This is a genomic window from [Leptolyngbya] sp. PCC 7376 (assembly GCF_000316605.1).
Classification (GTDB): Bacteria; Cyanobacteriota; Cyanobacteriia; order Cyanobacteriales; family MRBY01; genus MRBY01.
Genome location: NC_019683.1, coordinates 2,117,181 through 2,140,330, shown reverse-complemented (window position 1 = coordinate 2,140,330; position 23,150 = coordinate 2,117,181). Strand labels below are relative to the sequence as shown.

19 protein-coding genes and 6 pseudogenes are annotated in these 23,150 nt (G+C 43.6%); 14 read left to right on the top strand and 11 right to left on the bottom strand.

Annotated elements, in window-relative coordinates; translation table 11 throughout:
* Positions 1-8 precede the first annotated feature (8 nt).
* On the bottom strand, positions 9-599 hold the full coding sequence (locus tag LEPTO7376_RS09475; RefSeq protein WP_015133968.1) for a DUF6940 family protein: 591 nt from the start codon (positions 597-599) through the stop codon (positions 9-11).
* A 25-nt stretch (positions 600-624) separates the two neighbouring features.
* Entirely contained in the window at positions 625-1,554 is a 930-nt protein-coding gene (locus LEPTO7376_RS09470) for a carbohydrate ABC transporter permease (RefSeq protein ID WP_015133967.1), read from the bottom strand.
* A gap of 121 nt (positions 1,555-1,675) precedes the next feature.
* Between LEPTO7376_RS09470 and LEPTO7376_RS09465 the strand changes: the two genes are divergently transcribed.
* Genes LEPTO7376_RS09465 through LEPTO7376_RS09455 form a run of 3 tightly spaced genes read left to right on the top strand, consistent with a single transcriptional unit; the run spans position 1,676 to position 4,873 of the window.
* A complete protein-coding gene (locus LEPTO7376_RS09465; RefSeq protein ID WP_015133966.1) occupies positions 1,676-2,095 on the top strand; it encodes a hypothetical protein in 420 nt (139 codons plus the stop codon).
* Positions 2,096-2,100: 5 nt separating this feature from the next.
* Positions 2,101-2,691 carry an ACP phosphodiesterase gene (locus LEPTO7376_RS09460; RefSeq protein ID WP_015133965.1) on the top strand — a complete coding sequence of 197 codons (591 nt, stop codon included), beginning with the start codon at positions 2,101-2,103 and terminating at the stop codon, positions 2,689-2,691.
* A 43-nt stretch (positions 2,692-2,734) separates the two neighbouring features.
* Entirely contained in the window at positions 2,735-4,873 is a 2,139-nt protein-coding gene (locus tag LEPTO7376_RS09455; RefSeq protein ID WP_015133964.1) for a tetratricopeptide repeat protein, read from the top strand.
* Between the two features lie 127 nt (positions 4,874-5,000).
* On the opposite strand, the gene LEPTO7376_RS09450 is transcribed toward LEPTO7376_RS09455, so the two are convergent.
* The 4 genes from LEPTO7376_RS09450 to LEPTO7376_RS09435 form a co-directional block, all read right to left on the bottom strand.
* Positions 5,001-5,693 carry a M41 family peptidase gene (locus LEPTO7376_RS09450; RefSeq protein ID WP_015133963.1) on the bottom strand — a complete coding sequence of 231 codons (693 nt, stop codon included), beginning with the start codon at positions 5,691-5,693 and terminating at the stop codon, positions 5,001-5,003.
* Between the two features lie 23 nt (positions 5,694-5,716).
* Positions 5,717-6,310 carry a molybdenum cofactor guanylyltransferase gene (locus LEPTO7376_RS09445; RefSeq protein WP_015133962.1) on the bottom strand — a complete coding sequence of 198 codons (594 nt, stop codon included), beginning with the start codon at positions 6,308-6,310 and terminating at the stop codon, positions 5,717-5,719.
* Between the two features lie 2 nt (positions 6,311-6,312).
* A complete protein-coding gene (locus LEPTO7376_RS09440; protein ID WP_015133961.1) occupies positions 6,313-6,963 on the bottom strand; it encodes a hypothetical protein in 651 nt (216 codons plus the stop codon).
* A 157-nt stretch (positions 6,964-7,120) separates the two neighbouring features.
* On the bottom strand, positions 7,121-7,750 hold the full coding sequence (locus LEPTO7376_RS09435) for a hypothetical protein (protein WP_015133960.1): 630 nt from the start codon (positions 7,748-7,750) through the stop codon (positions 7,121-7,123).
* A gap of 113 nt (positions 7,751-7,863) precedes the next feature.
* Here LEPTO7376_RS09435 and LEPTO7376_RS09430 point away from each other — a divergent pair, with 113 nt between their 5' ends.
* The 4 genes from LEPTO7376_RS09430 (at position 7,864) to LEPTO7376_RS23470 (ending at position 11,246) form a co-directional block, all read left to right on the top strand.
* Positions 7,864-8,577, top strand: a complete 714-nt coding sequence (locus LEPTO7376_RS09430; protein WP_015133959.1) for an ABC transporter ATP-binding protein — start codon at positions 7,864-7,866, stop codon at positions 8,575-8,577.
* A 272-nt stretch (positions 8,578-8,849) separates the two neighbouring features.
* Positions 8,850-10,079, top strand: coding sequence for a hypothetical protein (locus LEPTO7376_RS23475; protein ID WP_015133958.1), 1,230 nt, complete (start codon positions 8,850-8,852; stop codon positions 10,077-10,079).
* A 119-nt stretch (positions 10,080-10,198) separates the two neighbouring features.
* Positions 10,199-10,675 carry a SufE family protein gene (locus LEPTO7376_RS09420; protein WP_015133957.1) on the top strand — a complete coding sequence of 159 codons (477 nt, stop codon included), beginning with the start codon at positions 10,199-10,201 and terminating at the stop codon, positions 10,673-10,675.
* Positions 10,676-10,751: 76 nt separating this feature from the next.
* On the top strand, positions 10,752-11,246 hold the full coding sequence (locus LEPTO7376_RS23470; protein ID WP_015133956.1) for a hypothetical protein: 495 nt from the start codon (positions 10,752-10,754) through the stop codon (positions 11,244-11,246).
* Positions 11,247-11,505: 259 nt separating this feature from the next.
* On the opposite strand, the pseudogene LEPTO7376_RS25685 reads toward LEPTO7376_RS23470, so the two are convergent.
* Positions 11,506-12,383 (bottom strand): annotated as a pseudogene (locus LEPTO7376_RS25685) (IS630 family transposase).
* 481 nt (positions 12,384-12,864) lie between these two features.
* Between LEPTO7376_RS25685 and LEPTO7376_RS09405 the strand changes: the two are divergent.
* Positions 12,865-13,143: pseudogene (locus LEPTO7376_RS09405) on the top strand (IS982 family transposase); the annotation flags it as partial.
* A gap of 33 nt (positions 13,144-13,176) precedes the next feature.
* Here the strand turns inward: LEPTO7376_RS09405 and LEPTO7376_RS09400 are convergent.
* A pseudogene (locus tag LEPTO7376_RS09400) lies at positions 13,177-14,402 on the bottom strand (IS256 family transposase).
* A 60-nt stretch (positions 14,403-14,462) separates the two neighbouring features.
* Between LEPTO7376_RS09400 and LEPTO7376_RS09395 the strand changes: the two are divergent.
* Positions 14,463-15,053: pseudogene (locus LEPTO7376_RS09395) on the top strand (IS982 family transposase); the annotation flags it as partial.
* Between the two features lie 128 nt (positions 15,054-15,181).
* Here LEPTO7376_RS09395 and LEPTO7376_RS09390 read toward each other — a convergent pair.
* Together LEPTO7376_RS09390 and LEPTO7376_RS09385 are read right to left on the bottom strand one after the other, a co-directional pair.
* Entirely contained in the window at positions 15,182-16,912 is a 1,731-nt protein-coding gene (locus LEPTO7376_RS09390) for a diflavin flavoprotein (protein ID WP_015133954.1), read from the bottom strand.
* A gap of 894 nt (positions 16,913-17,806) precedes the next feature.
* A complete protein-coding gene (locus tag LEPTO7376_RS09385) occupies positions 17,807-18,169 on the bottom strand; it encodes a single-stranded DNA-binding protein (protein ID WP_015133953.1) in 363 nt (120 codons plus the stop codon).
* 113 nt (positions 18,170-18,282) lie between these two features.
* On the opposite strand from LEPTO7376_RS09385, the gene LEPTO7376_RS09380 reads away from it, so the two are divergent.
* The 4 genes and pseudogenes from LEPTO7376_RS09380 to LEPTO7376_RS09365 all read left to right on the top strand — a co-directional run.
* Positions 18,283-19,083: a glutathione S-transferase family protein gene (locus LEPTO7376_RS09380; RefSeq protein WP_015133952.1), complete on the top strand. Its 801-nt coding sequence runs from the start codon at positions 18,283-18,285 to the stop codon at positions 19,081-19,083.
* A gap of 265 nt (positions 19,084-19,348) precedes the next feature.
* Positions 19,349-20,239, top strand: coding sequence for a beta-carotene hydroxylase (gene crtR, locus LEPTO7376_RS09375; protein ID WP_015133951.1), 891 nt, complete (start codon positions 19,349-19,351; stop codon positions 20,237-20,239).
* Positions 20,240-20,290: 51 nt separating this feature from the next.
* Positions 20,291-21,352, top strand: a complete 1,062-nt coding sequence (locus LEPTO7376_RS09370; RefSeq protein ID WP_015133950.1) for an Mrp/NBP35 family ATP-binding protein — start codon at positions 20,291-20,293, stop codon at positions 21,350-21,352.
* Between the two features lie 282 nt (positions 21,353-21,634).
* Positions 21,635-21,913 (top strand): annotated as a pseudogene (locus LEPTO7376_RS09365) (IS982 family transposase); the annotation flags it as partial.
* Positions 21,914-22,107: 194 nt separating this feature from the next.
* On the opposite strand, the gene LEPTO7376_RS09360 reads toward LEPTO7376_RS09365, so the two are convergent.
* Positions 22,108-22,692 (bottom strand): IS256 family transposase, encoded by a 585-nt coding sequence (locus tag LEPTO7376_RS09360; protein WP_160148431.1) that lies wholly within the window; start codon positions 22,690-22,692, stop codon positions 22,108-22,110.
* Positions 22,693-22,745: 53 nt separating this feature from the next.
* On the opposite strand from LEPTO7376_RS09360, the pseudogene LEPTO7376_RS26340 reads away from it, so the two are divergent.
* Positions 22,746-22,928, top strand: a pseudogene (locus LEPTO7376_RS26340) (IS1 family transposase); the annotation flags it as partial.
* Positions 22,929-23,150 lie beyond the last annotated feature (222 nt).

The window sequence follows — 23,150 nt, the reverse complement described above, 5'->3', positions numbered from 1 at the left end:
CGATTCAACTATTTGTTTTCAAAGATTTTGTAAGGAGCATACCGATAATATTTCGGAAAGGAATCAAGCCGCACATGGAGCCATGCCACACCACCTCCTGCCGTACTTAACCAGAGTGGCTTTTCGCTTAAATGCTCCTGTACAGCTTTACTCATCCGTTTGAGGAGAGTATGTTTTTGGGTGGTTGGTGCTTGTCGAATAAAACTTGCTAGATGTACATAACTATCAGGTGGAGCCACAGCACAAGGAACAATTAGCCATGCGTCACCACCAAGATTTGTAAACTCTGCAATCTGATCCGATGGTGGTGGTTCTAGATGAGAGCGAAAAGTTCGTTGGTCTGGTCGACGACTAAGACCTGGACTATCGCTCACCACGCACTCAAAGGGGCGATCGCCTGTGTTTTTTGTAAGAGGCGGTGTCTCCCAACGGAAAGCTTGAAATGGAACTTCAATTAAAGTCTCAATAAAAAGCGCTCTAAAATTTGCATTCTGCTGCAATAGCGTTAAGACAGTATCAAAATTAATCGTCTGACCATTCTCTAAAAAACGATATTTTATTTGGCGATCACCTAGTTGTTCAGCCGTTATAGTCCACATCGTTTTTCAGCATTCAAGCTTTGACTTAAAGAGGTTGATTCGTTTGGCGAGACAGATAGAGATTGAAAATTGACAGAATAAAAATGAACAAGAATAAAACTAAGCCAATGGTGCAAGCATAACTAATTTCAAGATTTTGAAAGGCCTGTTCATAGAGATAATAGACCACCGTTTTCGAAGCATTTAGCGGGCCACCTTGAGTCATCACAAAAATTTCTTCAAAGACTTTTGTCGCGGAAATCGCCGAAATAACAGACACCAACAAAATGTAGGGACGCATTAAAGGCACAGTGATATCGAGATGTTTGCGCCAACCATCCGAGCCATCCAAGGATGCGGCTTCATACAGCTCTGGTGAAATACTTTGCAATCCCGCCAAATAAATGACCATGTAATAGCCTAAGCCTTTCCAGATAGTCACGAGCATCACGCTCCAAATTGCCAACGTCGGATCTGTAAGCCACGGAATACCACCACTGAAATCAATTTTTGGGAAGAGCTGATCAACGATCGGCAAAATATTGTCGGTAAAGCCGACTTGCTTCAGCAACTGATTCAAAAAGCCGTTGGAAGCATACAATGCTTTCCATGCAATCCCGGCCACCACTAACGACACAATTACCGGAGTGTAATACGCCGCCCGAAACCAAGTAATGCCGCGTAGTTTTTGATTAACGGTGATCGCCAATCCAAGAGACAAGCTCACGAGCAGTGGTACAACGCCAATTAGATAAAGCACCGTATTGCCAAGGGTTTTCCAAAACAGTTGATCTTTCAACAAAATCGAAAAATTCTTAAAGCCTACCCATTGCGGCGTTTGCGTTAAATCATACTGATATTCAGTGAAGCTCAAATAAAATGCTTGCACGGCAGGCAAAGCGACCGTTAAACCCAGAATCGCCAAGGCAGGAAATAAAAATAGATAGGGCGTGGCAAAGGAAAACTTGGACTTCATGGTTCGCCAAAATCAGTACGAGCTTGATGAGTCATTGTAAAGGGTTGGGCGATCGCCGCCGAAGTTTATTTCTATACTGAAAAATAGACAACATTTCTTTCTAAGCCGAGTCATCCAAATCATGGTAGATAAAAACGAGAAGACCAATCCTTCCCCTCTGATTATTTCCATCATCACAGCCTTCAGCGGGTTGATTGGCACAGGTATTGGCGCCGCAGCCATCAGCAGCTTTGCGGATGAACGTCTCGAACGCCAAAAATTTGAATACACTCTGATCCAAGAAGCTCTAGAAGCAGAAAGTCAAAATGAAGTTCTCGCCAATCTGCAATTTCTGCTAGAGATGGGAATGATTCAAACTTTGGATCAAGAAAAGTTAGAGGAACTGATCCAAAAACCAGAGCGTTTAGAACAATTAAAAAACTTACCTACCGCCGTTCAACAGACTCGAACACTACTTTTAAATAATGATGAAGTTGAGGCTATTGAGGTTTCAGAGGAAGCAGAAGAAACGATTCGCCCTCGCTTAGTGCGCCCCGAATAATCCCAATGAATCTTTTGGCTCACCTCCATGTTGGCGATCGCCTATCTCCTGTGGCAGCAGCGGGGAATTTAGCGGCAGATTTTTGCAGGAAATCTGATTGTCCCGAATATCGCAAAGGCATCGAACTTCATAAAAAAATTGATGCTTTTACCGATTCTCATCCAGTTGTTTTAGAAGCACGCAAACTCTTTCCGGGGAAGTTGAGGCGATTTGCCCCAGTAATTTTAGACCTTGTTTTTGACCATTGCCTTTCACAATCTTGGAAAAAGTGGCAAAGCACAATCCCACGAGGTGAGTTTATTGAGTCTCGTCTCACCGAAATTCTGCAATGTACGCCTCAATTGCCAAGCCAAGCTTCAATGATGATTCGCAGTATGCACCAAACAAAACTACTCCATCGATATTCAGAGTTGGCAGGAGTGGAATTTTCGATGCGTCGGATTGTGGCACGTCGTCCAAAGTTTGAGCCAATGCTTCAGGCGATCGCCCTATTAGAGTCCCATTATCCACTCATCGATCAAACCTTTCAAATTTTTTATCCAGAGCTACTTGCTCATACTATTGAAAACCCTAGTGACATAGCTCTGAAAACGTAAAATTCAGCAAGATATTTAGCGCATTGTTTCCCACACAAACAAGATGAATCAGGATCAATCTTCCAACATCCAAAATGCGCGATATAGAGCTTTGTATGACCAAGGTTTAGCATTAGCTCAACAAGGGGAATTTGAAGCAGCGATCGCTGTTTACGAAGAAGCCATTGCCCTAGAATCTTGTTGCGTTCTGAAATATAATTCATGGCGAGAAAAAGGAAATGCACTCGATAAACTAGACAGATACGAAGAAGCATTAGCTTGCTATGACCGAGCTCTTGCCATTGACCCCGATGAATTTGATACCAAAAGAAATAAACGAAGAACCTTTCGGCGTTATGGCAAGTTTGAAGAAACAATTCTTGAATATGACGCGATTCTGACAGAAAATCCCGATAATTACGAAGTCTGGTGTGATCGCGCTTCTCTATTGAGATGTTTAGACAGATATGAGAAGGCAGTGACAAGTTATGACCGGGCTATTGAGATTCAACCCAATTTCTATAGGGCATGGCACCATCGAGGTTTTTGCTTACGATACTTGAGCAAATATGAAGCAGCAGTCACTAGCTATGACACAGCAATTAATCTAAGACCAGATAATCACGAAGCTTGGTTAGATCGGAGTTTAGTTCTATATAATCAACAAAAATATGAGGCGATGATCGACAGTCATGATCAAGCTCTCAAACTAAAACCCAATACTCATCCAGATTGGCAGCATCGAAGTTCGATCCTTTATGGTTCAAGCAAAAGTGAAGAGATAGTTGCAGAATATGACCGAGCTTTTTATATTGAGCCGGAGCTAGAGCTTGTATGGGTCAGACGCATAGAAGCACTGCGTAAGTTAAAACGAAACGACGAAATTCTGACAGGTTTAGACAGCCTCATCGAATTAAGGCCGAATTATTCTCAGGCGCAATTCGATAAAGCTAGACATCTTGAAGCATCAGGGCAAATTGATGCAGCCATTAGAAGTTATAAGAAAGGGATTGAACTAGGGCCTTCAGAATATCCTTCGGTATGGCATACAATCGGGGAACTACAAGAAAAACAGGATCAGATAGAAGAGGCGATCACGAGTTATACCAAAGCAATTGATTGTAAGCCTAGTTCTGAAAAATCTTGGGAAGCGCGTTGGTCAATCCTGTCGAAATTAGGACGAGAAACAGAAGCTTTAACGCTCTATGAAAAAGCTGTTGCCGATGATCCCAATGACCGTATAGCTTGGTTTTGCCAAGGTCGTGCATTACAGGATTTAGAGCAATATAAAGCGGCGATCACAAGCTATGATCATGCTCTTGCAATTCATACAAATGTTTCCTATGTCTGGCTCCAGCATGGTATTGCCCTATCTAAATTAGGTCGGAATCGATATACAGAAGCAATTGAAAGTTTAGATCAGGCACTAGGAAGAGAGATTCACCATGACTCAGAGCCGATTCACTATGCAAAAGCCATGATTTTTTATAAGTGGAGCAAAAAAGCAGATGCCATCATCGCCTGTAACAAAGCAATTGATGCCCAAAAATGGATGTCAATAGACAACTATCGAGCGTGGCATCTCAAGGGTGAAATTTTGCTCAATTTAAAACGATACCAAGAAGCTCTTACTCATTACGATGCAGCTCTAAATAAACATGATCACTACTACAAACCTCATTTTTATCGCGGCTTAGTCTTGTCCAATTTAGATCAATATCTTGAAGCGATCACTAGCTTCACTGAAGCGCTTAATCGTTTACGAAACCATCAAGAAATTAATATCAATCCTAGTCAGCCACAGCCTTGGGATCCAGAATATTGCGATACATGGAAACAGCGAGGTTGGTGCTTCATTATGCTCGATAAATATGACGAGGCAATCACGGATTTCGAGGCTGTACTAAAACTCCAACCAAATGATTCTTGGACATTATGTTATCGGGGAATCGCTTTAACTGCCCTGGGCCAAGATGAAGAGGCAATCGCCAGTTATGACAAAGCTTTAAAGATCGACGCTGATGATTCCTTTACTTGGCATTATCGAGGTGTGGCGCTGCAAGCATTAGGCAAAAATGAAGCGGCGATCGTCAGTTACCAAAAGTCCCTTGAACTTAATCCAGATAATGATATTACTCGTAAAAAATATCAGTCTCTCCAACAAAAACTTGAATCAGAATCATCCAATGAGACTCTGAGGTAAAAATAAATTAAGCGATGGATTAACCGTTTAAGGGGTACCTATAGCAAGCAAAGAGTTGAAGAAAGAAGGAAATATCCAAGTTTGCGCAACAACTCTAAGCCGCTCAGTCTGATAAGCAAGAAAATGATTAGGCGATCGCCTCTAATTCTGAAGATGTTTCGCCGATAATTTCGTAGCATTCTTCTAAAGATTTCCGGGCTGCCATCGCTTTAACGAGGTTGTCATAACCTGCTTTGTTACGCTCCAAGAGATTGGTGGCTTGAAGAGTTGCCCACTTTTCTTTTTGCTCATAAACCACAGAAGGAAGACCCGCTTTCAGCAACATTTTCTTGAGTTGACGGCGATCTTCAAAGCCACCTTTGTCTTGGTCATAAACGAGTTTTTCAGCAGCAATACCGGCCATTAAAGTCGTGCTGATGCGCTCGACCAAAAGATTAATGTGCTGGGATTTTTGCAATGATTCTTCCACTGCTTCTAAATCAAAATTCACGCCACCCAAACCGCCTTGAGTATTTTTGATGGCTTCCCACGGCGTCAAGCTATAACCCGTGATTGGAATGCCCAATAAATATCCCGCCAGAAAATGTCCAGCTTCATGTTGGATAACGCGTTTCCGTTCTTCTTCTGGGGTAAATAAATCAAGAAATAGCATTGCGCCGCGACCCTGAAGCTGAAACGTATCCACCGACGCGATGCCCATAATAAATATAGTAATTCCTGCCGGGACAAAGGGCGAAATATGAAAAATACCACCGAGCAAACTAGTCATCGTCATTAAAAAGACACCAATGGCAATGAGATTTAGGGCTGTTTGTTGCATAGGATAGTGGCTTAGAAAGATGATTAGAATTGGGCTTTCAGGGTAGCGAAATCTTCTGGAGTGTTGCAATTAAACAGCATTGTCAGATCGTCTAAAACTAATTCAAAAACCATTTCTGTTGCTAGCCATTTCTGAAAGGAGCGCTCGCCTTCTTTTCGGTATTTCTCTAGTGAGTTGGCCACGGTTCCCCGATAAAAACCACACAACGGTTCATAAAATCCCGCTGCATTTTTCACCAACGCAACATCGCAAGATTCTGGAATCTGAGTCAGCTGTTGCTTCCATTTTTGTAACTGTTCAAGCTTGAGATAGGGCAAGTCACAGGCCAATAATAAAATCCACTCATCGATTGGTTTTACCGTCAAAAATTCTGCGAGTGCTACTAAACCACCTTGTTGCAACGAGTCATCAACCCATTGCACCTGTTCTGAAAATAAATACTCGTATTCCTTACGCCAAGGGGTGCTCACCCAAACAACTTTCGACAGTTGGGAGGTGATCGCCACAGTTCTTTGGAGCAGCGGCACACCGTCAACTATGAGTAGGGCTTTATCCTGTCCCATCCGACGACTTTGCCCGCCCGCCACAATCAAACTGACAACATTATTTTCTGGCATCGCTAATTATTGAATGACTTGGCAGCTAGCAATGTGGCAGACCGATTTATTTCCTGCAATTTTTCATTGGCAGTATCCCAATTTTTTGGCGCACCACCTTGCACCATCACTAAGAAATAATCTGAATCTTCCGTAAACTCAATCAACGCAATTTTGTAATGGAAGCTCATCAAACCACCAACCTTAATGACATAGGTACTGCTTGTAATTCTTTTGTCTGGAAGAGTTTCGATAGCCTCTAACTCAACCAATTCCGCAGAACCCTGCAAAGATTCGGTGATGGACTCAATCTCTTGCAAATAAATATCCTTGGGCATCAAACCGACGGGTAGCTCATCAAACCGCACCGCACGCATCGCACTCCCTAAAAAGTCACGGCGAGCAATGTAGTCCTTATCGAATACATTGTCTTTCCTAAAAGAATTTTGTTTGGGATTTGGTCGCCAATTTCCCGGTACTTCAACGGCGATCGCCCCATCAGCCAATTTGATTTCTTTGGTTTCAATGATGTCAGAGATAATTTCAACGGCGATCGCCTCAGAGTTCATCGCAACAGTCCGACGATCGATCAAAGGGTTATTGATGCCCAATCCAGAAAACGACAAACCAACCACCAAGACAATCAACAACACGTAACGCAGGAAAAGATTCATAAGCCATCAACTTTGTCATCATGTGAGCCGAACCAAACTCGACACATTACCTTTATAGCTAACTGTTTTCGCTCGACTTATGCCAACACTAAAAAAGAAAGAGGCAACCATCCACTATTTCCGATGGTAAAGGTTACCTCTATCAGTTTGATACTAATTATTCAGCCGTCGCGATAGTGGCAGAGCGATTAATCTCCATCAAGATTTCATTTGCAGTAGCCCAATCTGTTGGCGCACCACCCTGAACCATAACAAGAAACAGATCGGGATCTTCCGTGAATTCAATCAGCGCAAACTTGTAATAGGCAGCCAAACCATTAATTTCACCAGCGTAAGTTGTCGTTGTGACCGTTTTATCTTCAAGAGATTCAACGGTTTCAGCTTCAGACTCAGAATAATCACCCTGGGACGTCAAAATTTCAATATCACGTAGATAGGCATCCTTAGGCGCTGCTCCTTCTGGCAACTCCGCAAGTCGCAAAACTCGAATGCCTGTACCTAAACGCTTATCTGGCGAGAGAGATTGCTCATCGAAGGGATGTTGACCAGGATTTGCCGCCCAACCAGCTGGCAAATCAACTGTAACTGAACCATCAGCAAGGACGAGTTGTTCTGTTGGAGCAGCTTCTGGCGTTTCGGTTTCGGTTTCGGTAGTCTGAGTTTCTGTCGCTTCGGGTTCTGAGGAAATCGACGTTTCACCATTCGAAGGACTATTTGAACTACATCCCACCAAGGTCAAAGCACAAAGAAGACTGACGGATAAGATAGGGCGAAATAAAGATTGCATAGGAAATGAAAGCGTATTTATTTACTCTAAAAGTACGATTGGCAAACTCGCTACAATAGCATTGCGGCTAAGTTTGGCCTGTTTTTATCAGCCCAGTTGGGCGATCGCTGTCCATGATTGAAATCAGAAATCTCTCCAAAATCTATGGTTCCGGCGAAACGACGGTATACGCCTTGCGAGATGTGGAACTCCAAATCAAAACAGGTGAGTATTGCTCCATCATGGGAGCGTCCGGTTCCGGCAAATCCACGCTAATGAATATCATTGGCTGTCTTGATCAACCGACAAAAGGTGACTATTTTCTCAACAACGAAAACGTCTCCACTCTCAGCGATCGCCAACTTGCGCTCATCCGTAACCAAAATATCGGCTTTGTCTTCCAGCAGTTTCATCTCCTGCCCCAACTCAGTGCCTTAGAAAACGTTATTCTCCCGATGATTTATGGCAATGTCTCGCCCCAAGAACGCAGAGCTCGCGCCGTTGCCGCCCTCACAAAAGTAGGCCTGGCCAACCGCCTCCATAATCGCCCCAACCAGCTTTCCGGTGGCCAACAACAACGCGTGGCGATCGCCAGAGCAATTGTCAACGAACCCTTACTTCTCCTCGCTGACGAACCAACGGGTGCCCTAGACTCCAAAACCACCCACGAAATCCTCGATCTATTTAGCGAACTTCAAAGCACAGGCATGGGTGTCGTTATGGTCACCCACGAAAACGATGTTGCCGCCCAGACAAACCGGATTATTTGGCTCAAAGATGGTGAAGTCACTTACGCTCACCTAACCCCAGAAGAAATGCGCGACGTCACCATGGCTCAGACCTTTTAGAGCAAACAGCCAACAAAAATATCTCTGTCGCAGTCCGTCTTTTCCTGCAGCAAACTGATTAAATTCAATAAATTCAGCAAATAAGCGCGAGCAATTTTCGAGATCCTCTGTACAATCGTAAAATAGCTTTAGAATTCAAGAGATTAAGTGGAAAACGAAGCAAGATACAGCTTAATTGTGTCGAATTTTTTTCCATCCCTTGATACACTTCAAGCAGCATTACTCCCCACCATCCCTAAACTGTGTTGCCTCACGTCTAGATTCACGAAACTATGAGCCACCAAAATCCCGATTCACAACAGCCGAATCCCTTCGAAACAGAAGCATTTTTAGACGGAGACTCTCCTCAAACTATTGATGTTTCCGCAACGGCTACTGGCTCTGAGTCCTCTGAGTTAAATCCTTTAGACCCCACAGCACTCATTCCCTCCAGCGATGAGCTTGAAGCTGATAATGATGGCTTCCTGCTCGCTCGCAAATTAAGACAACATAATCGCGAACTTGTGAAAACTGTTGTTCAACTCGAACAAGCATTGGCAGAGTCCCAAGAAAGACTTCAAAAACAAATTGCCCGCTCCCGTAATGCCGATAGTCTCCTGAACCAACAAGCAGATAGCTTGACTGGCAACCAAGACGAGCTCGAAAATCTCAGAGAGAATTTGAAGTTGGCAAAAGAAAATGTTCGTGAACATCGCACCATGATGAACGAACTCAACCTCACCCTCAAGAGAAGCCAGACCCAACTTGCCCAAGTTGAACGGGAATGCACTCTGTTACGTGAGTCCTACGACGAACAACAGCAGAAATTAGCCGCTGCAGAACAGGAAATTCAAGATCTGCAAGCACGACTCCAGCGTCAACAACGTTACGCAATCCAATACAAAACGGCTCTAGAACAGCAAGGCGTTCAAGTCGATGAATCTAATATTCCCTCCACACCCATTGCAAAAGCTCCTATTCCCAAAGTCAGTCGCATCCAACCTTGGTCAGAACAAAAGCTAGAGCCAAAACCTCTCTTCCCAAATAATGAAGTCACTACAGAGGTTGATCTAACCGAACTTACAAGCCAAGTATTTCCGGCAGAACAGCAAGCACCTATCGCTACACCAGATATCGCAGCAGAACTCCAAGAAGCCTCCGTCGTTCTGCCACCGGATATTAACGATGATCTTGAGCAACAACTCAAAGATTTAGAAGCTGAAATGGAAGCAATGTCCCAAGAGGTTATCGAGGAACCAGAAACAATCGCACCCAAGACAATTGTGCAATTTCCTCAGTTACAAACGAGTGTTCGCCAAAGCAATACCCCAGCTCCAAATATTGCTCAACCGACATCTCCAGCACCAACTATTCAGCGTCAACCCCAACAGCCAATGGTGGCCGCCAGTGGTCTTCCAACCCAGCAGAAGAATTTCCCTTCTCCAACGTTGAATCCTCTACGCACAGCAAAGAAACGTTCTTCTCTAGCTGCGGTTGAACTTCCTTCCTTTAGCCGTCGTTAAGTCGCATCTATCTAATTAATAAAAAACTCGGTGAGCCCTTCAGTGGCGATCGCCGAGTTTTTTTTGTCACAATACACCGTAGTATTACTTAATATATTCTCGCTCCAGATTTTTTTGCTATGTCATCAGCATTGCCTGCCAACCTCGCCAAAATTGTGAGTCGTTTCAAACGGAAAACTGACCCGAAGCAAAAATACCAACAACTTCTGTGGTATGCCAACAAACTAGAACCGATGGCAGAGGCAGATAAAAATCCTAATAACAAAGTCCATGGATGCGTCTCCCAGGTTTTCATTACTGCTGACTATATAGATGGCAAAGTCACTTACCATGGGGATTCTGACGCCCAACTCGTTAAGGGGTTAGTCGGTTTACTCATTAATGGTCTTAATGGACTTTCCCCTGCTGAGATTATCGAAATCAAGCCCGATTTTATCGAAGAGACAGGTCTAAGTTTTAGCCTTACACCCTCCCGCGCCAATGGCTTTTTGAATATTTTGAAACTAATGCAAAAGAAAGCGAAGGGTTTTGCGATTGCCCTAAATACAGAAGAAACACAAACAAACAAATCTAAAGGGAACCTGTCAAGTGTCTAAATCAGTACTTAAATGAGAAGATCTTTGATATCATTTACACAAAGTAATGTTGTTTGTTGAAGATTAATTTAAATTTATGGCACTCTTTGGATTATTTGGCGGAAAGACAGAGCAGCAGCAAGGTGACTTCTTCCTCGATTTCGAAGAAGCTCAAACCTTAGGCGATACCGAGTATATGAAGCAGTCTAAGACAATTAAGCGCACATTCCCTAAGCTCAAGGGCAATGAAGGCAAGACTATTATTTCTCAGGTTTCTTCCGATAACATGCGTGAAGTAGACCCCAATCAGACTCCTTCTCGTTCTAATAGCAGCGCATCTTTTGCCTCTAGCACTCCTAGCTTTGCCTCTGCCACACCTTCTTTTTCTTCTAGCTTCACACCAGCACAACCTGCTGCTCCAGAAGAAAAGGCACCCATGGTTGCAGAGACAGCGGTTCCTGAGCCTGTGGCAGAAACAAAGCAAGAAACTCTAGCTCCTGTTCCGTCTTTCACTGCTCCTCCTGCTCCGCAGCAGAAAACTGATACAAGTATGGATATGTTCCGCAATATGGCGAAAAATATCCGTAAATAAGCTTCATCTGTTGACTGTGATTTTTCTTAAAAAGATGACAACGAATGCTACATAAAAAGTCACAGATCGTTTAGACACATGAATTTTTTTTCTATAAAAGAAATCGAGGAGAGCAATATTGCATCTCCTCTTTTTATTGTTTGACAGCTTATATTCAGCGCAACGCGATTTAAAGATTTATGAGGTATTAAGCTCCACTCCAAGCTTTTACGCAGAAATAAAAATAAAATCTTGCTCCATATAGCAATGGTCAAAAGGGTTAAAAAGTTGCTGTACGCAGAGTCATATCCATGGCATCTCTGAGGGATGGACTATGTCTGAGCTGCTTCCAAATACGACTTTTTAGCCAAGATCAGCATTGTGCAATCTTGTTTAAGTCTTGGTGAATAGGGAGGCAGATACCACACCTCACATTTCGCCTTTGCCAGGATTTCTGCAACCCTTCTTCCCTTATGGAAAGTGGCATTATCCAAAATCAATATCTGATTGGGCTTTAATTCCGGTAGCAAACAGTTCTCTAACCACACCTCAAACACATGGGGGTTACAAGAGCCTTCCACAATAAAAGGTGCAAACAGTTTGCCTCGACTCCATGCGGCAATCCTCTTAACTCTTCCGCGACGGCTTCCTGACTTGAGGTCATAAACTCTTTCCTCTTCAGGGCCATAGCCATAGTCATACTGACCGTCTCTCTCATCCATTCCCGACTCATCACAGTAGATGATTTGTTCGGGTTTTAATCTTGCTAGTTCTTGCCTCAATGCTTCCCGCTTCTGTTCATCCCTTTCCTGATACCCATAGGCCTTTTTTGCGAGTAAAATCTATCTTCTTCAACATTCTCGATATGGTGCGACGACTCACATCACCCGGCCACAACTCTGCCATTTCTGCCTGGGTTTTATCTGGATGCTGTTGCACAAAGCTTTTGAATGCTTCCCAGTCTGTGATTTTGTGACCCTAGCCTTTCTGATACCCTGTTTTAGAGCTGTAGTTCCCTGTTTCTTTTATACGTTGTATCCAGAGATAAAGGCTATTAAGGCCAAGACCGAACATTTCACAGACATCTTTTTTCGGGATACCTAGTGCTATCGTAGCAAGGGCTTGACATTGTAGGTCATCACTATCAGCAACTGGTATTTTTAATCTAGATATAGACTTTTATTCTAATTCTGAAACTATTCGGCCACTGCTATGACATCAGTTTTGGATAAGGAATTGGGCTGAAATCCCCATAAATCAAAAGTGTGTTTGGAGTTTTATCTATTTTCTGATTCGCAACAAGGCGTTTTTACTGAAAATATCTTGTGTATTGTGCTCAACTAGTAGAATATTGCATAAAATAATCCTTCCTGAAATAGATAGAAAAAAGCCCGAAACCTATAGGAGAAGAAACTTTCCCATATTTCTCTTATCTAACACTCACGTTACTTATTATTCTGACAAGATTTCAACATTGGCGGCTAAAGGAATTAAACCATCTAGCCTTGATGGGGATATCCCTTTTTGGGGCTTTATTTATGTTTTCCAGCCTTGCTAAACTAACGTGAGTTCGGAATAAGGGAAGAAAAGGAGAAAGTACATATTGTGGAAGTTGATAACCAGTCCACTACCTTCTCCCATGACCAGTCTAGAACTTTTGTTTTGTGCTGTTGATGATTTCTGCCAAGTCTTTGAACCTCAATGGCAACAGCAATTACTGGCCTCAAAGCAAAAGCGACGGCGTCGCCCCAGAAGCCTTAGTCTCAGCGAGATAATGACGATATTGATTGCTTTTCACCAATCTCACTATCGCAATTTTAAATATTTCTATCTCATCAATGTGCGTCATCACTGGCGAGGAGCTTTTCCCAGAGCCGTGAGTTACCAACGTTTTGTGGAGTGGATGCCTTCGACGTTGGGAGTGTCAAGAATTTTGTGTAAGCAAAGAAAATTAGTGAAGAAAATACTCTGGATTATCAATGGCAAAATAGCTTAAGCCCCTTTTCCAATGGGGTATTGTATTGGTATCGTCCATCTCTTCATCAAATGCTTCAGGGCTAAATACAGCAATTTCAGGGCAGCATCTGCATGGGGGAACATGCCCTTGGTTTTTCACACCTTGCCCAAAGAGCGATTGACCGCCTCAATGGCATTGGTGGTGTAAATGATGCGGCGGATGGGAGCTGGATCATCAAATAATGGAATGATGTTTTCCCAATGATTCAGCCATATTTGGGAAATAGTGGGGTAGATACCGTCCCAACGCTCCGCAAAAGCAGTTAAGGCGGATTCTGCCTCGGAAACTGTGGCGGCCTGGTAAATAGGCTTGAGGTCTGACACCACGGACTTACGGTCTTTCCAAGAAACGAATTTCAGGCTATTTCGTATCAGATGAACGATACATAATTGCACTCTCGTTTTTGGGAACACCGCTTCAATGGCAGCGGGAAATCCCTTCAACCCATCCACACAAGCTATGCAGATATGTTCGACCCCCCGATGGTGGATTTCATTCAGCACTGACAACCAAAATTTTGCCCCCTCTCCTCCCGAGGATAGCCACATTCCTAAGACCTCCTTGTGACCGGACTGCTTCACTCCCAGTGCTAGATAGAGAGTCTGATTCGTATCCCGTCCTTCCTCTCTGATTTTTATTCTCATGCCATCCAGCCACAGGATTGGATATATCTCCTCCAGAGGACGATGCTGCCATGCTTTGATTTCCTCCATCACTGCCGAGGTCACTTCACTCACTAGCCCAGCTGAAATCTCCACCCCATACAGTTCTTGCATTTGTGCCTGAATATCTCTGGTACTCATACCTCGACTGTACAAAGCCAGTATCTTCTCTTCTAGCCCTTGAATACGCCTTTGACCTTTGGGCACTAACAGCGGCTCAAATTCACTTTTCCTATCCCTTGGGATGCTGATATCCATTTCCCCTTGGGTTGATTTGATTGTTTTCTTGGAATAGCCGTTTCGACTATTCTGCTTACCTGCTTCTTTGACTTGATTCAGATGATGACTCAATTCCCCTTGCAAGGCTCTTTCAATTAATCTCTTACTCAACTGCTGTAGCAAGCCTGATTCTCCCAGAATTGATTCCGAGTCTGGACAATCTTGCAGTAATTCATCAATCAGTTCATCGGCTCTACTGGTTTGATTCTGTTTTTTCATGGGTCATGGTCTCCTTGCTTTTTTCTGGATTTTGACCGCTTACACAAATTAATTTACATACCCTCGACGTTAGTACCTCTATGTGTCTACCTACAGCACTGTTATGGTCAATGCACAGGTATTAGTTTCATTGATGCCACCAGTATCAAGGTTTGTCACAATCGCCGCATCTCTCAACATCGCGTTTTTGATGGTCATGCCGCTCGAGGTAAAACCTCTGTGGGGTGGTTCTTTGGCTTCAAACTACATCTGGTTATCAATGACCATGGCGAATTACTCAATGTTAAAATCACGCCTGGCAACACCAATGATAGAAAGCCGGTAGTGGAGCTTTTGAAAGAGTTATCGGGAAAAGTCTTTGCTGATAAAAGTTACGTCTCTCAACCTCTGGCACAGTATTTACAAGAAGAATATGATATGAGGCTTCTAGCTAAGCCTCGTCGCAATATGAAGAATCACCGGATGCTTTGGCGTGACAAAGTTTTGGCCCGCAAGCGAGCTTTGATTGAGACCGTCATTGACCAACTGAAGAATATTTCTCAGATTGAGCATTCCCGCCACCGCAGTCCTGCCAATTTTTGTGTCAATCTACTTTGCGGTCTCATTGCCTACTGTCATCAGCCCAAGAAACCTTCTCTAAAACTTGATTAGAACCTTTATTCCTTATCCCGAACTCACGTTAAACTAGTTCTTCGATAGATAAAAATCCATCCTTCTCAAAAGCTCAATTTTGTGAATTGAACCTCCGATAATTCTTTTGCCCGTTCCCTTTCCCAACCTTAGTAATGTGTGCCAGACTTACGGTGGTGAATTGCTGTGATGCCATTGCTTTGGAGCAATTGACCTTTGTCAGTGGTTGCGTAAATTACCCAGTGATCGCCACATTCCATGCGATTGGCTACTTTACATTCGAGATAAGCGAGAGCATCGGAGAGAATTTGACAGCCATTTTCAGCCTCCGTTGTTTCGACCCCTTCAAAGCGATCTTCACCAGGGCCAAATGGTTTGAGGAAATGTTTCATCAAGCCAAGGTGATTCCCTTCTTGAAGCACATTAATCACAAAATCTGTACCCGTATTCATCAAAGATTCAATAGCTCGCTCCTTGGCTACGGCCACCGTGAAACCAGGTGGGTTAAATGTTGCTTGGGAAACCCATGAGGCCAACATTGCGCCAGAAAGTTCGTCTTGTTTTGTTGTGATCACACAGAGGGAACCAACTATCCGACCGAGAGCTTGTTCAAGGTTTGCGGTTTGGGAGGTGGAAGCAACATTCTCTTTTGGCTTACGGCGTTTGGCAGCTTTCTTGAGAGCTTGGGCAAAATCTGTACCTGTCTCTTCGCAAGTTTTTAACGTGACATCGGTAGGCTTAAATTTGACGCGGATTGGATCAAAGCCAATTTGATAGCCTGCGTCTTTAAATTTTCCATCAAGCAAATCAATAGCTTCTCCACTCCAACCAAAGGATCCGAAAACCCCTGCTAACTTCGTTTTTTCAGCATTGGCTAAGACGATACCAAGGGCTGTCTGGATTTGGGTCGGTGCATGACCACCAAGAGTTGGAGAACCCATAATGAAGCCGCTACAGTTGGCGATCGCCGTTTTAATGTCTTCGGGTTCAGCATGTTCAGCATTAAATGTTTCGACCATCACACCAGCTTTAGAAATGCCTCGGGCAAGAGCCTGGGCGACAGTGGCGGTGTTGCCATAGGCAGATGCGTAAATGAGGGCAACAGAGATTTCGTTTTTCTGTTTCTCTGCCCAAGTTTGATAATTGTTTAAAAGTTCTTGGCGACTGTAGCGTACTAAGGGGCCATGACCTGTGGCATAAATAGTTGCGGGTTTGTCTGCAATTTTGCCCAAAGCTAAAAGGGTTTGACGAAGGGCCGTCGCATGGATGCAATCAAAATAGTAGCGACGATCTTCTTCATAAACTTGCCACCCTTCATCAAGCACTTGGTCACCACAGACATGGGCTCCAAAAAATTTATCGGTAAATAAAATTTCTGTGGCCGGATCGAAGGTACAGAGATGTCCCGGATAACGAGGGCTAGGAGTTAAAACAAATTCGAGGTTATGTCCTTTCCCTAAGTCGAGAGTGTCACCTTTTTTGATGATGTGGAGAGTGGGCTCTGTGTCTTTTAATAAGTCTTTGAGGGCGATCGCCGCAGGATTAGAACAGACAACCACAGCTTGAGGAGCCAATTCTAAAAGTGCTTTTAACGTCGCACAACGGTTGGGATTTGTGTGGCCGAGGATAATGTAGTCTAAGGTGCGCAGATCAAAACGTTCTTGTAAGGCTTGGATAAAAACTTCTGTGAACGATTCACCAGGAGGATCAATCAGAGCTGTTTTGTCACTGCGGATGAGATAGCTATTGGCCGTTGTTCCTTTTTGTAAGCCGTATTCGATTTCAAATTTCAAGCGATCCCAAGTCCGTGATCGCAGCGCAAGGGTATCAGCACTAAGAGGATAGGGCTGTACATCTCTGGGTCTTGTCTCAACGGCCATAGTTCTGCTGGGATCACTGATACTTCATTCCTCAGTATTACAGAACAGGTTAGGCGATCGCCATTTCCTAAAAATCAGAAAACTTGATGACTATAATTACCAAGGTCATCATGCACCTTAATCCTTGTAAATAGCCGAATTCTTACATCTAAAGGCGTCATAGGGGAGTCACCACCCACTACACTTGAGGGGATTATGTTGCATAATATTCACAAGAAAGAAATTGTTGCCGAGATCTCCGAGTGTCCTATGTTGTTGATACTTGGAGATTTTTTGTGACTAATATCACTTGACAATTTGATAGCGATCTCCAAATATCCGTAATTCAGTTAACCTTCTAAACTGATCACAAACATCAACTCTGTCCCTCTCCATCACAGAGTTTCCGCGAATATCAAGAGATACTAAAGACATAGAGAACAAACGAGGTTTTACCTCTTCTCTGAGCAACAATTTTTCTTTTTCTCTGGGCAATAATTCTTTCTCAAAAGGTGAAAATCATGACAACTGAACTTTGGTCTGTGTTCCAGTTTTCTCTCATCGTCATTATCTGTGGCGCGCTGTATGCACCATTTTTAAGTTGGATTTTCGCCTATCACTAAAAACTAGCTGCAACCTTTTCTTCTCTTTTTTCGAAATCATCTTGAGTAATAATTTCTTCTTCTAAATCTCCTCACAGCCATTGACGGTCTTGATCCGGTATTCATTCTCTAATTTTCAAAAGCTTTGTTTACTCAAAGTGCTGTTCTGTAGACCTCCCAAATATTGGGAGGTCTTTTTCTTTGATGCTGTAGCAGAACGATTCATTTTAAGAGTAAAGGACATAAGTTCGGGAGTATGGAAAAGATATCTTTGTGGCGATCGCCGCCATACCCCAAACTTTTTTCTCAAGCCCTAAAATTCGTGACCTTCATAATTACCCACCGCGCTCGGATCGACATCACGGCGAGACCCTAACAAATCTAAACGATTTACCCGCACTACAGGCTTTGTTCGGTCGTAGCCATTGCGATCAGTATACTGTTCGATTTTGATCGCTCCTTGAATACCGATTAGACTCCCTTTTTTGACGTAATTTGCGGCGACCTCTGCTGTCTTTCCCCAAATCTCCAAATTGAACCAATCCGGTTTATCATCACGGCTTGTGGGGCGATTTACTGCCAGAGTCAAATTGCACTTCACTGATCCAGACTCAAAATAGCGAACCTCTGGATCTCCCCCAGCTCTTCCAACCAAGTTGACGATATTGATGCTCATAACAGACTTTTTGTACTAATGGTCTGCCCTTATTCTGCCACAGTTGTTCGTAGCAATTTCTGTAGAATTTTTGTAAGGTGTGGTTGATTTATCTACAACGAAGCCGAGTCATAATGCTAGAGCTACATCAGTTTGAACTGTCGCAATTTTCCGAAAAAATTCGTCTTATCCTAGATTACAAAGGTCTAGAGTACAAAAAGATTGAGGTTACACCTGGTATCGGTCAATTGGAGCTCTACAAGATGTCCGGCCAGCGCCAAGTACCTGTGCTCAAAGATGGCGATACCGTCATTAGTGATTCAACTGAGATTGCTTTTTATTTAGACCGTAAGTATCCCGACAAACCAATCATTCCTGTTGACGTGATGCAACGGGCGCAATGTTTGATCATGGAAGAGTGGGCGGATGAATCGATTGGGGTAAAAGGTCGTACCGCATTTGTTGGCGCACTAAATCAGAACTCTAATTTCCGCACCTCGATGTTACCGAAGGAAGTGCCTGATTTTTTGAAGAATATTTTGGGTGCTGTTCCCGGTGATGTGCTCGACTTTTTCGGTGCTGGTGTGGGTCTGGGCGGTGATGCAGTGAAGTTTGCACAACGTGGCCTCAAGCAAGATTTAGAAGCGCTGACCGCAATTGTGCAAAATCAGCCTTATTTACTCGGTGACCAGCCAACGCTAGCTGACCTTAGTGTGGCTGCTCTAAGTATTTTGCTTAAGTTTCCTGCTGGTAATTATCTCGATATTCCTGAATATCTCAAAGGGAAAGGCATTCCGGGATTGGGCGACAATGCTGAATATGCACCGTTTTTTGAGTGGCGCGATCGCCTTTACACTGATTTCCGCCAACAGTCTGGTAACAACAGCAAAACCAAAGCTGATGATGGCTCACCGATGACTATTGAGATCGACTAAGCATATTTATTTTTTTACGAATATTGCAGCATTAAGCTGTTAAATATTTCAATTTTTTCAACATCTGGTGGGGCGATCGCCTCACCTTTTTGTTTTACTTCAAGCCGTAGAAAACATCTTGAAATGCCTATTATCTCAGGCTTTTATTACACAACATCTTTAGTGTGCCGGAGACGTCAAGCTTTATGGAATAGGCTTAAGTATTGTAAACTACGCAAGATTGCGAAATTTTTTAGAATTTAAGTAGTAAGGAGTATAGACAGTTATGACGGCGGTGGCTACGTCATCACTCAGAATGTCAAAGGAGTATCTACGCGCACCTGGTGGCATGAATCCAAACGTATGGATGGTTATCATCAGCGTTGTTTTGATTGCAACTTCCGTGTGTGGTTATTGGATTTGGGGCTGGTACGACTGGGTTTGTTTTTCCGAAAATGTTTTGGCATTACATCTCGCCGGTACCGTCATCCATGATGCCTCCCACCGCGCGGCTCATAGCAACCGCACTGTCAATACAATTTTGGGCCATTCGAGTGCCTTGATGTTGGGTTTTGCCTTCCCTGTCTTTACAAGGGTTCATTTACAGCATCATGCTCATGTAAATGATCCTGACAATGATCCCGACCATTTTGTCTCTACAGGTGGGCCGCTCTGGATGATTGCTGCTCGCTTTTTCTACCACGAGTTTTTCTTCTTTAGGCGCCGTCTTTGGAAGAACTATGAATTATTGGAATGGTTCCTTAGCCGTGCCTTTTTGGGCGTTATTGTCTATCTTGGTATCCACTTTGACTTTATCGGCTACATCATGAATTTCTGGTTTGTGCCAGCTCTGGTTGTCGGTATTGCATTGGGTCTATTTTTTGATTATTTGCCCCACCGTCCTTTTGAAGAACGTGATCGTTGGAAAAATGCTCGTGTCTATCCTGGGAAACTCCTAAACTTACTGATCCTTGGCCAGAATTATCACCTTGTGCACCACCTTTGGCCCTCTATTCCTTGGTACAAATATCAGCCTGCTTACTATCATATTAAGCCCCTCCTCGATCAGAAAGATTCTCCTCAATCCCTTGGCTTGCTGAGAGGGAAAGATTTCCTCGGATTCCTTTACGATATTTTTGTGGGTATCCGCTTTCACCCTAAATCTGACGCTAAGTAATTTGTTTTAGTCGTCAATTCTCTATCCATTTTCCTAATTGTCTCCAAAGCCATGATTGATTCTCAAGTAGTGCTTGATGCTCTGAAACCTGTTAAAGATGCTGAACGTAAGCAGAGCTTGGTAGAAGCAGGCAAAGTGCGGGATGTAGTCATTGATGGTAAGACTGTGTCTTTTACCCTTGCCTTAGCCACACCACAGGGCATGATTAAAGATTTAATTGTGGAAGATTGCGAAAAGGCTGTGATGGCCCTTGATGGTGTTGATGCTGTGGATGTTTCTGTGATTGCAGCTCCTCCTACACCGAAGCCTCTCCCTAGCCCGCAGGGCATTGACGATGTAAAAAATATTATTGCGATCTCTAGTGGTAAAGGAGGTGTTGGGAAAAGCAGTGTCGCTGTAAATGTGGCGATCGCCCTTGCCCAGAGTGGTGCGAAAGTTGGCCTTTTAGACGCAGATATTTATGGCCCAAATGTTCCCAATATGATGGGCGTTGGCGAAGTCGATATTAAAGTTGATAAAACAGATGGCAAAGATATTCTCCAACCTGAATTTAACCACGGCGTAAAAATCGTTTCGATGGCATTTCTGATTGATCCTGACCAGCCAGTGATGTGGCGTGGTCCGATGATCAATAGCATGGTCAGACAGTTTTTATATCAAGTGAATTGGGGCGAACTCGATTATCTGTTAGTTGATATGCCTCCTGGTACAGGTGATGCCCAGTTAACCATGGCTCAGGCTGTGCCGATGGCGGGCGCAATTATTGTGACAACCCCCCAAACGGTATCTTTGCTAGATTCTCGTCGTGGCTTGAAGATGTTCCAACAAATGGATGTGAATCTTCTTGGTATTGTGGAAAACATGAGTTACTTCATTCCGCCTGATATGCCTGAGAAGCAATATGACTTGTTTGGTTCTGGCGGCGGTGAGAAGACAGCAAAAGAGTTAGATGTACCTTTACTTGGATGTGTGCCGTTAGAGATTGCGCTGCGTGAAGGTGGTGATAATGGGATGCCGATCGTGGTTTCTCATCCTGAATCTGCTTCTGCAAAAGCTCTTGTTGAAATTGCTCAGGCGATCGCGGCGAAAGTTTCTACTCCGGCCTTTACTTAAGCCCCAATTCTCAAAGATCTAATCTTCTTGAACCTGCAGAAGTGCTTTAATGTCTCAGTATTTCTGATGCTCCATACTATAGCAGTGGCCAAAAGAGTTAAGAAGTTGCTATACGCAGAGTCATATCCATGGCATCTCTGAGGGATGGACTATGTCTGAGTTGCTTCCGAATACGACTTTTGAGAGTTTCAAGAGAGTAATGTTAACGTAAGTTCGGGTTAAGAAAGAAAAAGGAAAAAGTGCATATTGTGGAAGTTGATAACCAGTCCACTACCTTCTCCCATGACCAGTCTAGAACTTTTGTTTTGTGCTGTTGATGATTTCTGCCAAGTCTTTGAACCTCAATGGCAACAGCAATTACTGGCCTCAAAGCAAAAGCGACGGCGTCGCCCCAGAAGCCTTAGTCTCAGCGAGATAATGACGATATTGATTGCTTTTCACCAATCTCACTATCGCAATTTTAAATATTTCTATCTCATCAATGTGCGTCATCACTGGCGAAGAGCTTTTCCCAGAGCCGTGAGTTACCAACGTTTTGTGGAGTGGATGCCTTCGACGTTGGGAGTGTCAAGAATTTTGTGTAAGCAAAGAAAATTAGTGAAGAAAATACTCTGGATTATCAATGGCAAAATAGCTTAAGCCCCTTTTCCAATGGGGTATTGTATTGGTATCGTCCATCTCTTCATCAAATGCTTCAGGGCTAAATACAGCAATTTCAGGGCAGCATCTGCATGGGGGAACATGCCCTTGGTTTTTCACACCTTGCCCAAAGAGCGATTGACCGCCTCAATGGCATTGGTGGTGTAAATGATGCGGCGGATGGGAGCTGGATCATCAAATAATGGAATGATGTTTTCCCAATGATTCAGCCATATTTGGGAAATAGTGGGGTAGATACCGTCCCAACGCTCCGCAAAAGCAGTTAAGGCGGATTCTGCCTCGGAAACTGTGGCGGCCTGGTAAATAGGCTTGAGGTCTGACACCACGGACTTACGGTCTTTCCAAGAAACGAATTTCAGGCTATTTCGTATCAGATGAACGATACATAATTGCACTCTCGTTTTTGGGAACACCGCTTCAATGGCAGCGGGAAATCCCTTCAACCCATCCACACAAGCTATACAGATATGTTCGACTCCCCGATGGTGGATTTCATTCAGCACTGATAACCAAAATTTTGCCCCCTCTCCTCCCGAGGATAGCCACATTCCTAAGACCTCCTTGTGACCGGACTGCTTCACTCCCAGTGCTAGATAGAGAGTCTGATTCGTATCCCGTCCTTCCTCTCTGATTTTTATTCTCATGCCATCCAGCCACAGGATTGGATATATAGCAGGCAAGGAGTGGGTTAAGACAGAATAGGATAGAAGCAATAAACATAGATGCCATGCCTGCTATAGCAATTGAGAGAAACAACTCAGACAATCGCCATTGGTTTGCTCGGTTTCATCGCAGGACGAAGGTCGTCTCTAAATCAAAACACATGGTGGACTTGAGCATGGCACTGTTTGCGAAATTTAGAGTGAATGGAAGTATTGAGCTACTGCGCAATTGGCGTTTAACATTACTCTCTTGAAACTCTCTCTGTTTTTTGTGTTTGCTTCCTTTTTACCTTCTCTCTACCCTGTTGCAAGAGGTCTAGTCTATGAAATCTCTCACTAACCATGGTCTGATTTCCTTCGTCCGCAGCTTCAATCTCCTGCTCTCAAGTTTTCTTTTGCGTAAGTTCTGAACAATAATCATCACTTCACTCATTAGATTCAGATGAGAGTAGCTTTGGCTAGGTTATTCTGTTCCA

Bases quoted from the DNA above. Each gene is read 5' to 3' on its own strand.
- LEPTO7376_RS09475 (WP_015133968.1), bottom strand. From the start codon at position 599: ATGTGGACTATAACGGCTGAACAACTAGGTGATCGCCAAATAAAATAT.
- LEPTO7376_RS09470 (WP_015133967.1), bottom strand. From the start codon at position 1,554: ATGAAGTCCAAGTTTTCCTTTGCCACGCCCTATCTATTTTTATTTCCT.
- LEPTO7376_RS09465 (WP_015133966.1), top strand. From the start codon at position 1,676: ATGGTAGATAAAAACGAGAAGACCAATCCTTCCCCTCTGATTATTTCC.
- LEPTO7376_RS09460 (WP_015133965.1), top strand. From the start codon at position 2,101: ATGAATCTTTTGGCTCACCTCCATGTTGGCGATCGCCTATCTCCTGTG.
- LEPTO7376_RS09455 (WP_015133964.1), top strand. From the start codon at position 2,735: ATGAATCAGGATCAATCTTCCAACATCCAAAATGCGCGATATAGAGCT.
- LEPTO7376_RS09450 (WP_015133963.1), bottom strand. From the start codon at position 5,693: ATGCAACAAACAGCCCTAAATCTCATTGCCATTGGTGTCTTTTTAATG.
- LEPTO7376_RS09445 (WP_015133962.1), bottom strand. From the start codon at position 6,310: ATGCCAGAAAATAATGTTGTCAGTTTGATTGTGGCGGGCGGGCAAAGT.
- LEPTO7376_RS09440 (WP_015133961.1), bottom strand. From the start codon at position 6,963: ATGAATCTTTTCCTGCGTTACGTGTTGTTGATTGTCTTGGTGGTTGGT.
- LEPTO7376_RS09435 (WP_015133960.1), bottom strand. From the start codon at position 7,750: ATGCAATCTTTATTTCGCCCTATCTTATCCGTCAGTCTTCTTTGTGCT.
- LEPTO7376_RS09430 (WP_015133959.1), top strand. From the start codon at position 7,864: ATGATTGAAATCAGAAATCTCTCCAAAATCTATGGTTCCGGCGAAACG.
- LEPTO7376_RS23475 (WP_015133958.1), top strand. From the start codon at position 8,850: ATGAGCCACCAAAATCCCGATTCACAACAGCCGAATCCCTTCGAAACA.
- LEPTO7376_RS09420 (WP_015133957.1), top strand. From the start codon at position 10,199: ATGTCATCAGCATTGCCTGCCAACCTCGCCAAAATTGTGAGTCGTTTC.
- LEPTO7376_RS23470 (WP_015133956.1), top strand. From the start codon at position 10,752: ATGGCACTCTTTGGATTATTTGGCGGAAAGACAGAGCAGCAGCAAGGT.
- LEPTO7376_RS09390 (WP_015133954.1), bottom strand. From the start codon at position 16,912: ATGGCCGTTGAGACAAGACCCAGAGATGTACAGCCCTATCCTCTTAGT.
- LEPTO7376_RS09385 (WP_015133953.1), bottom strand. From the start codon at position 18,169: ATGAGCATCAATATCGTCAACTTGGTTGGAAGAGCTGGGGGAGATCCA.
- LEPTO7376_RS09380 (WP_015133952.1), top strand. From the start codon at position 18,283: ATGCTAGAGCTACATCAGTTTGAACTGTCGCAATTTTCCGAAAAAATT.
- crtR (WP_015133951.1), top strand. From the start codon at position 19,349: ATGACGGCGGTGGCTACGTCATCACTCAGAATGTCAAAGGAGTATCTA.
- LEPTO7376_RS09370 (WP_015133950.1), top strand. From the start codon at position 20,291: ATGATTGATTCTCAAGTAGTGCTTGATGCTCTGAAACCTGTTAAAGAT.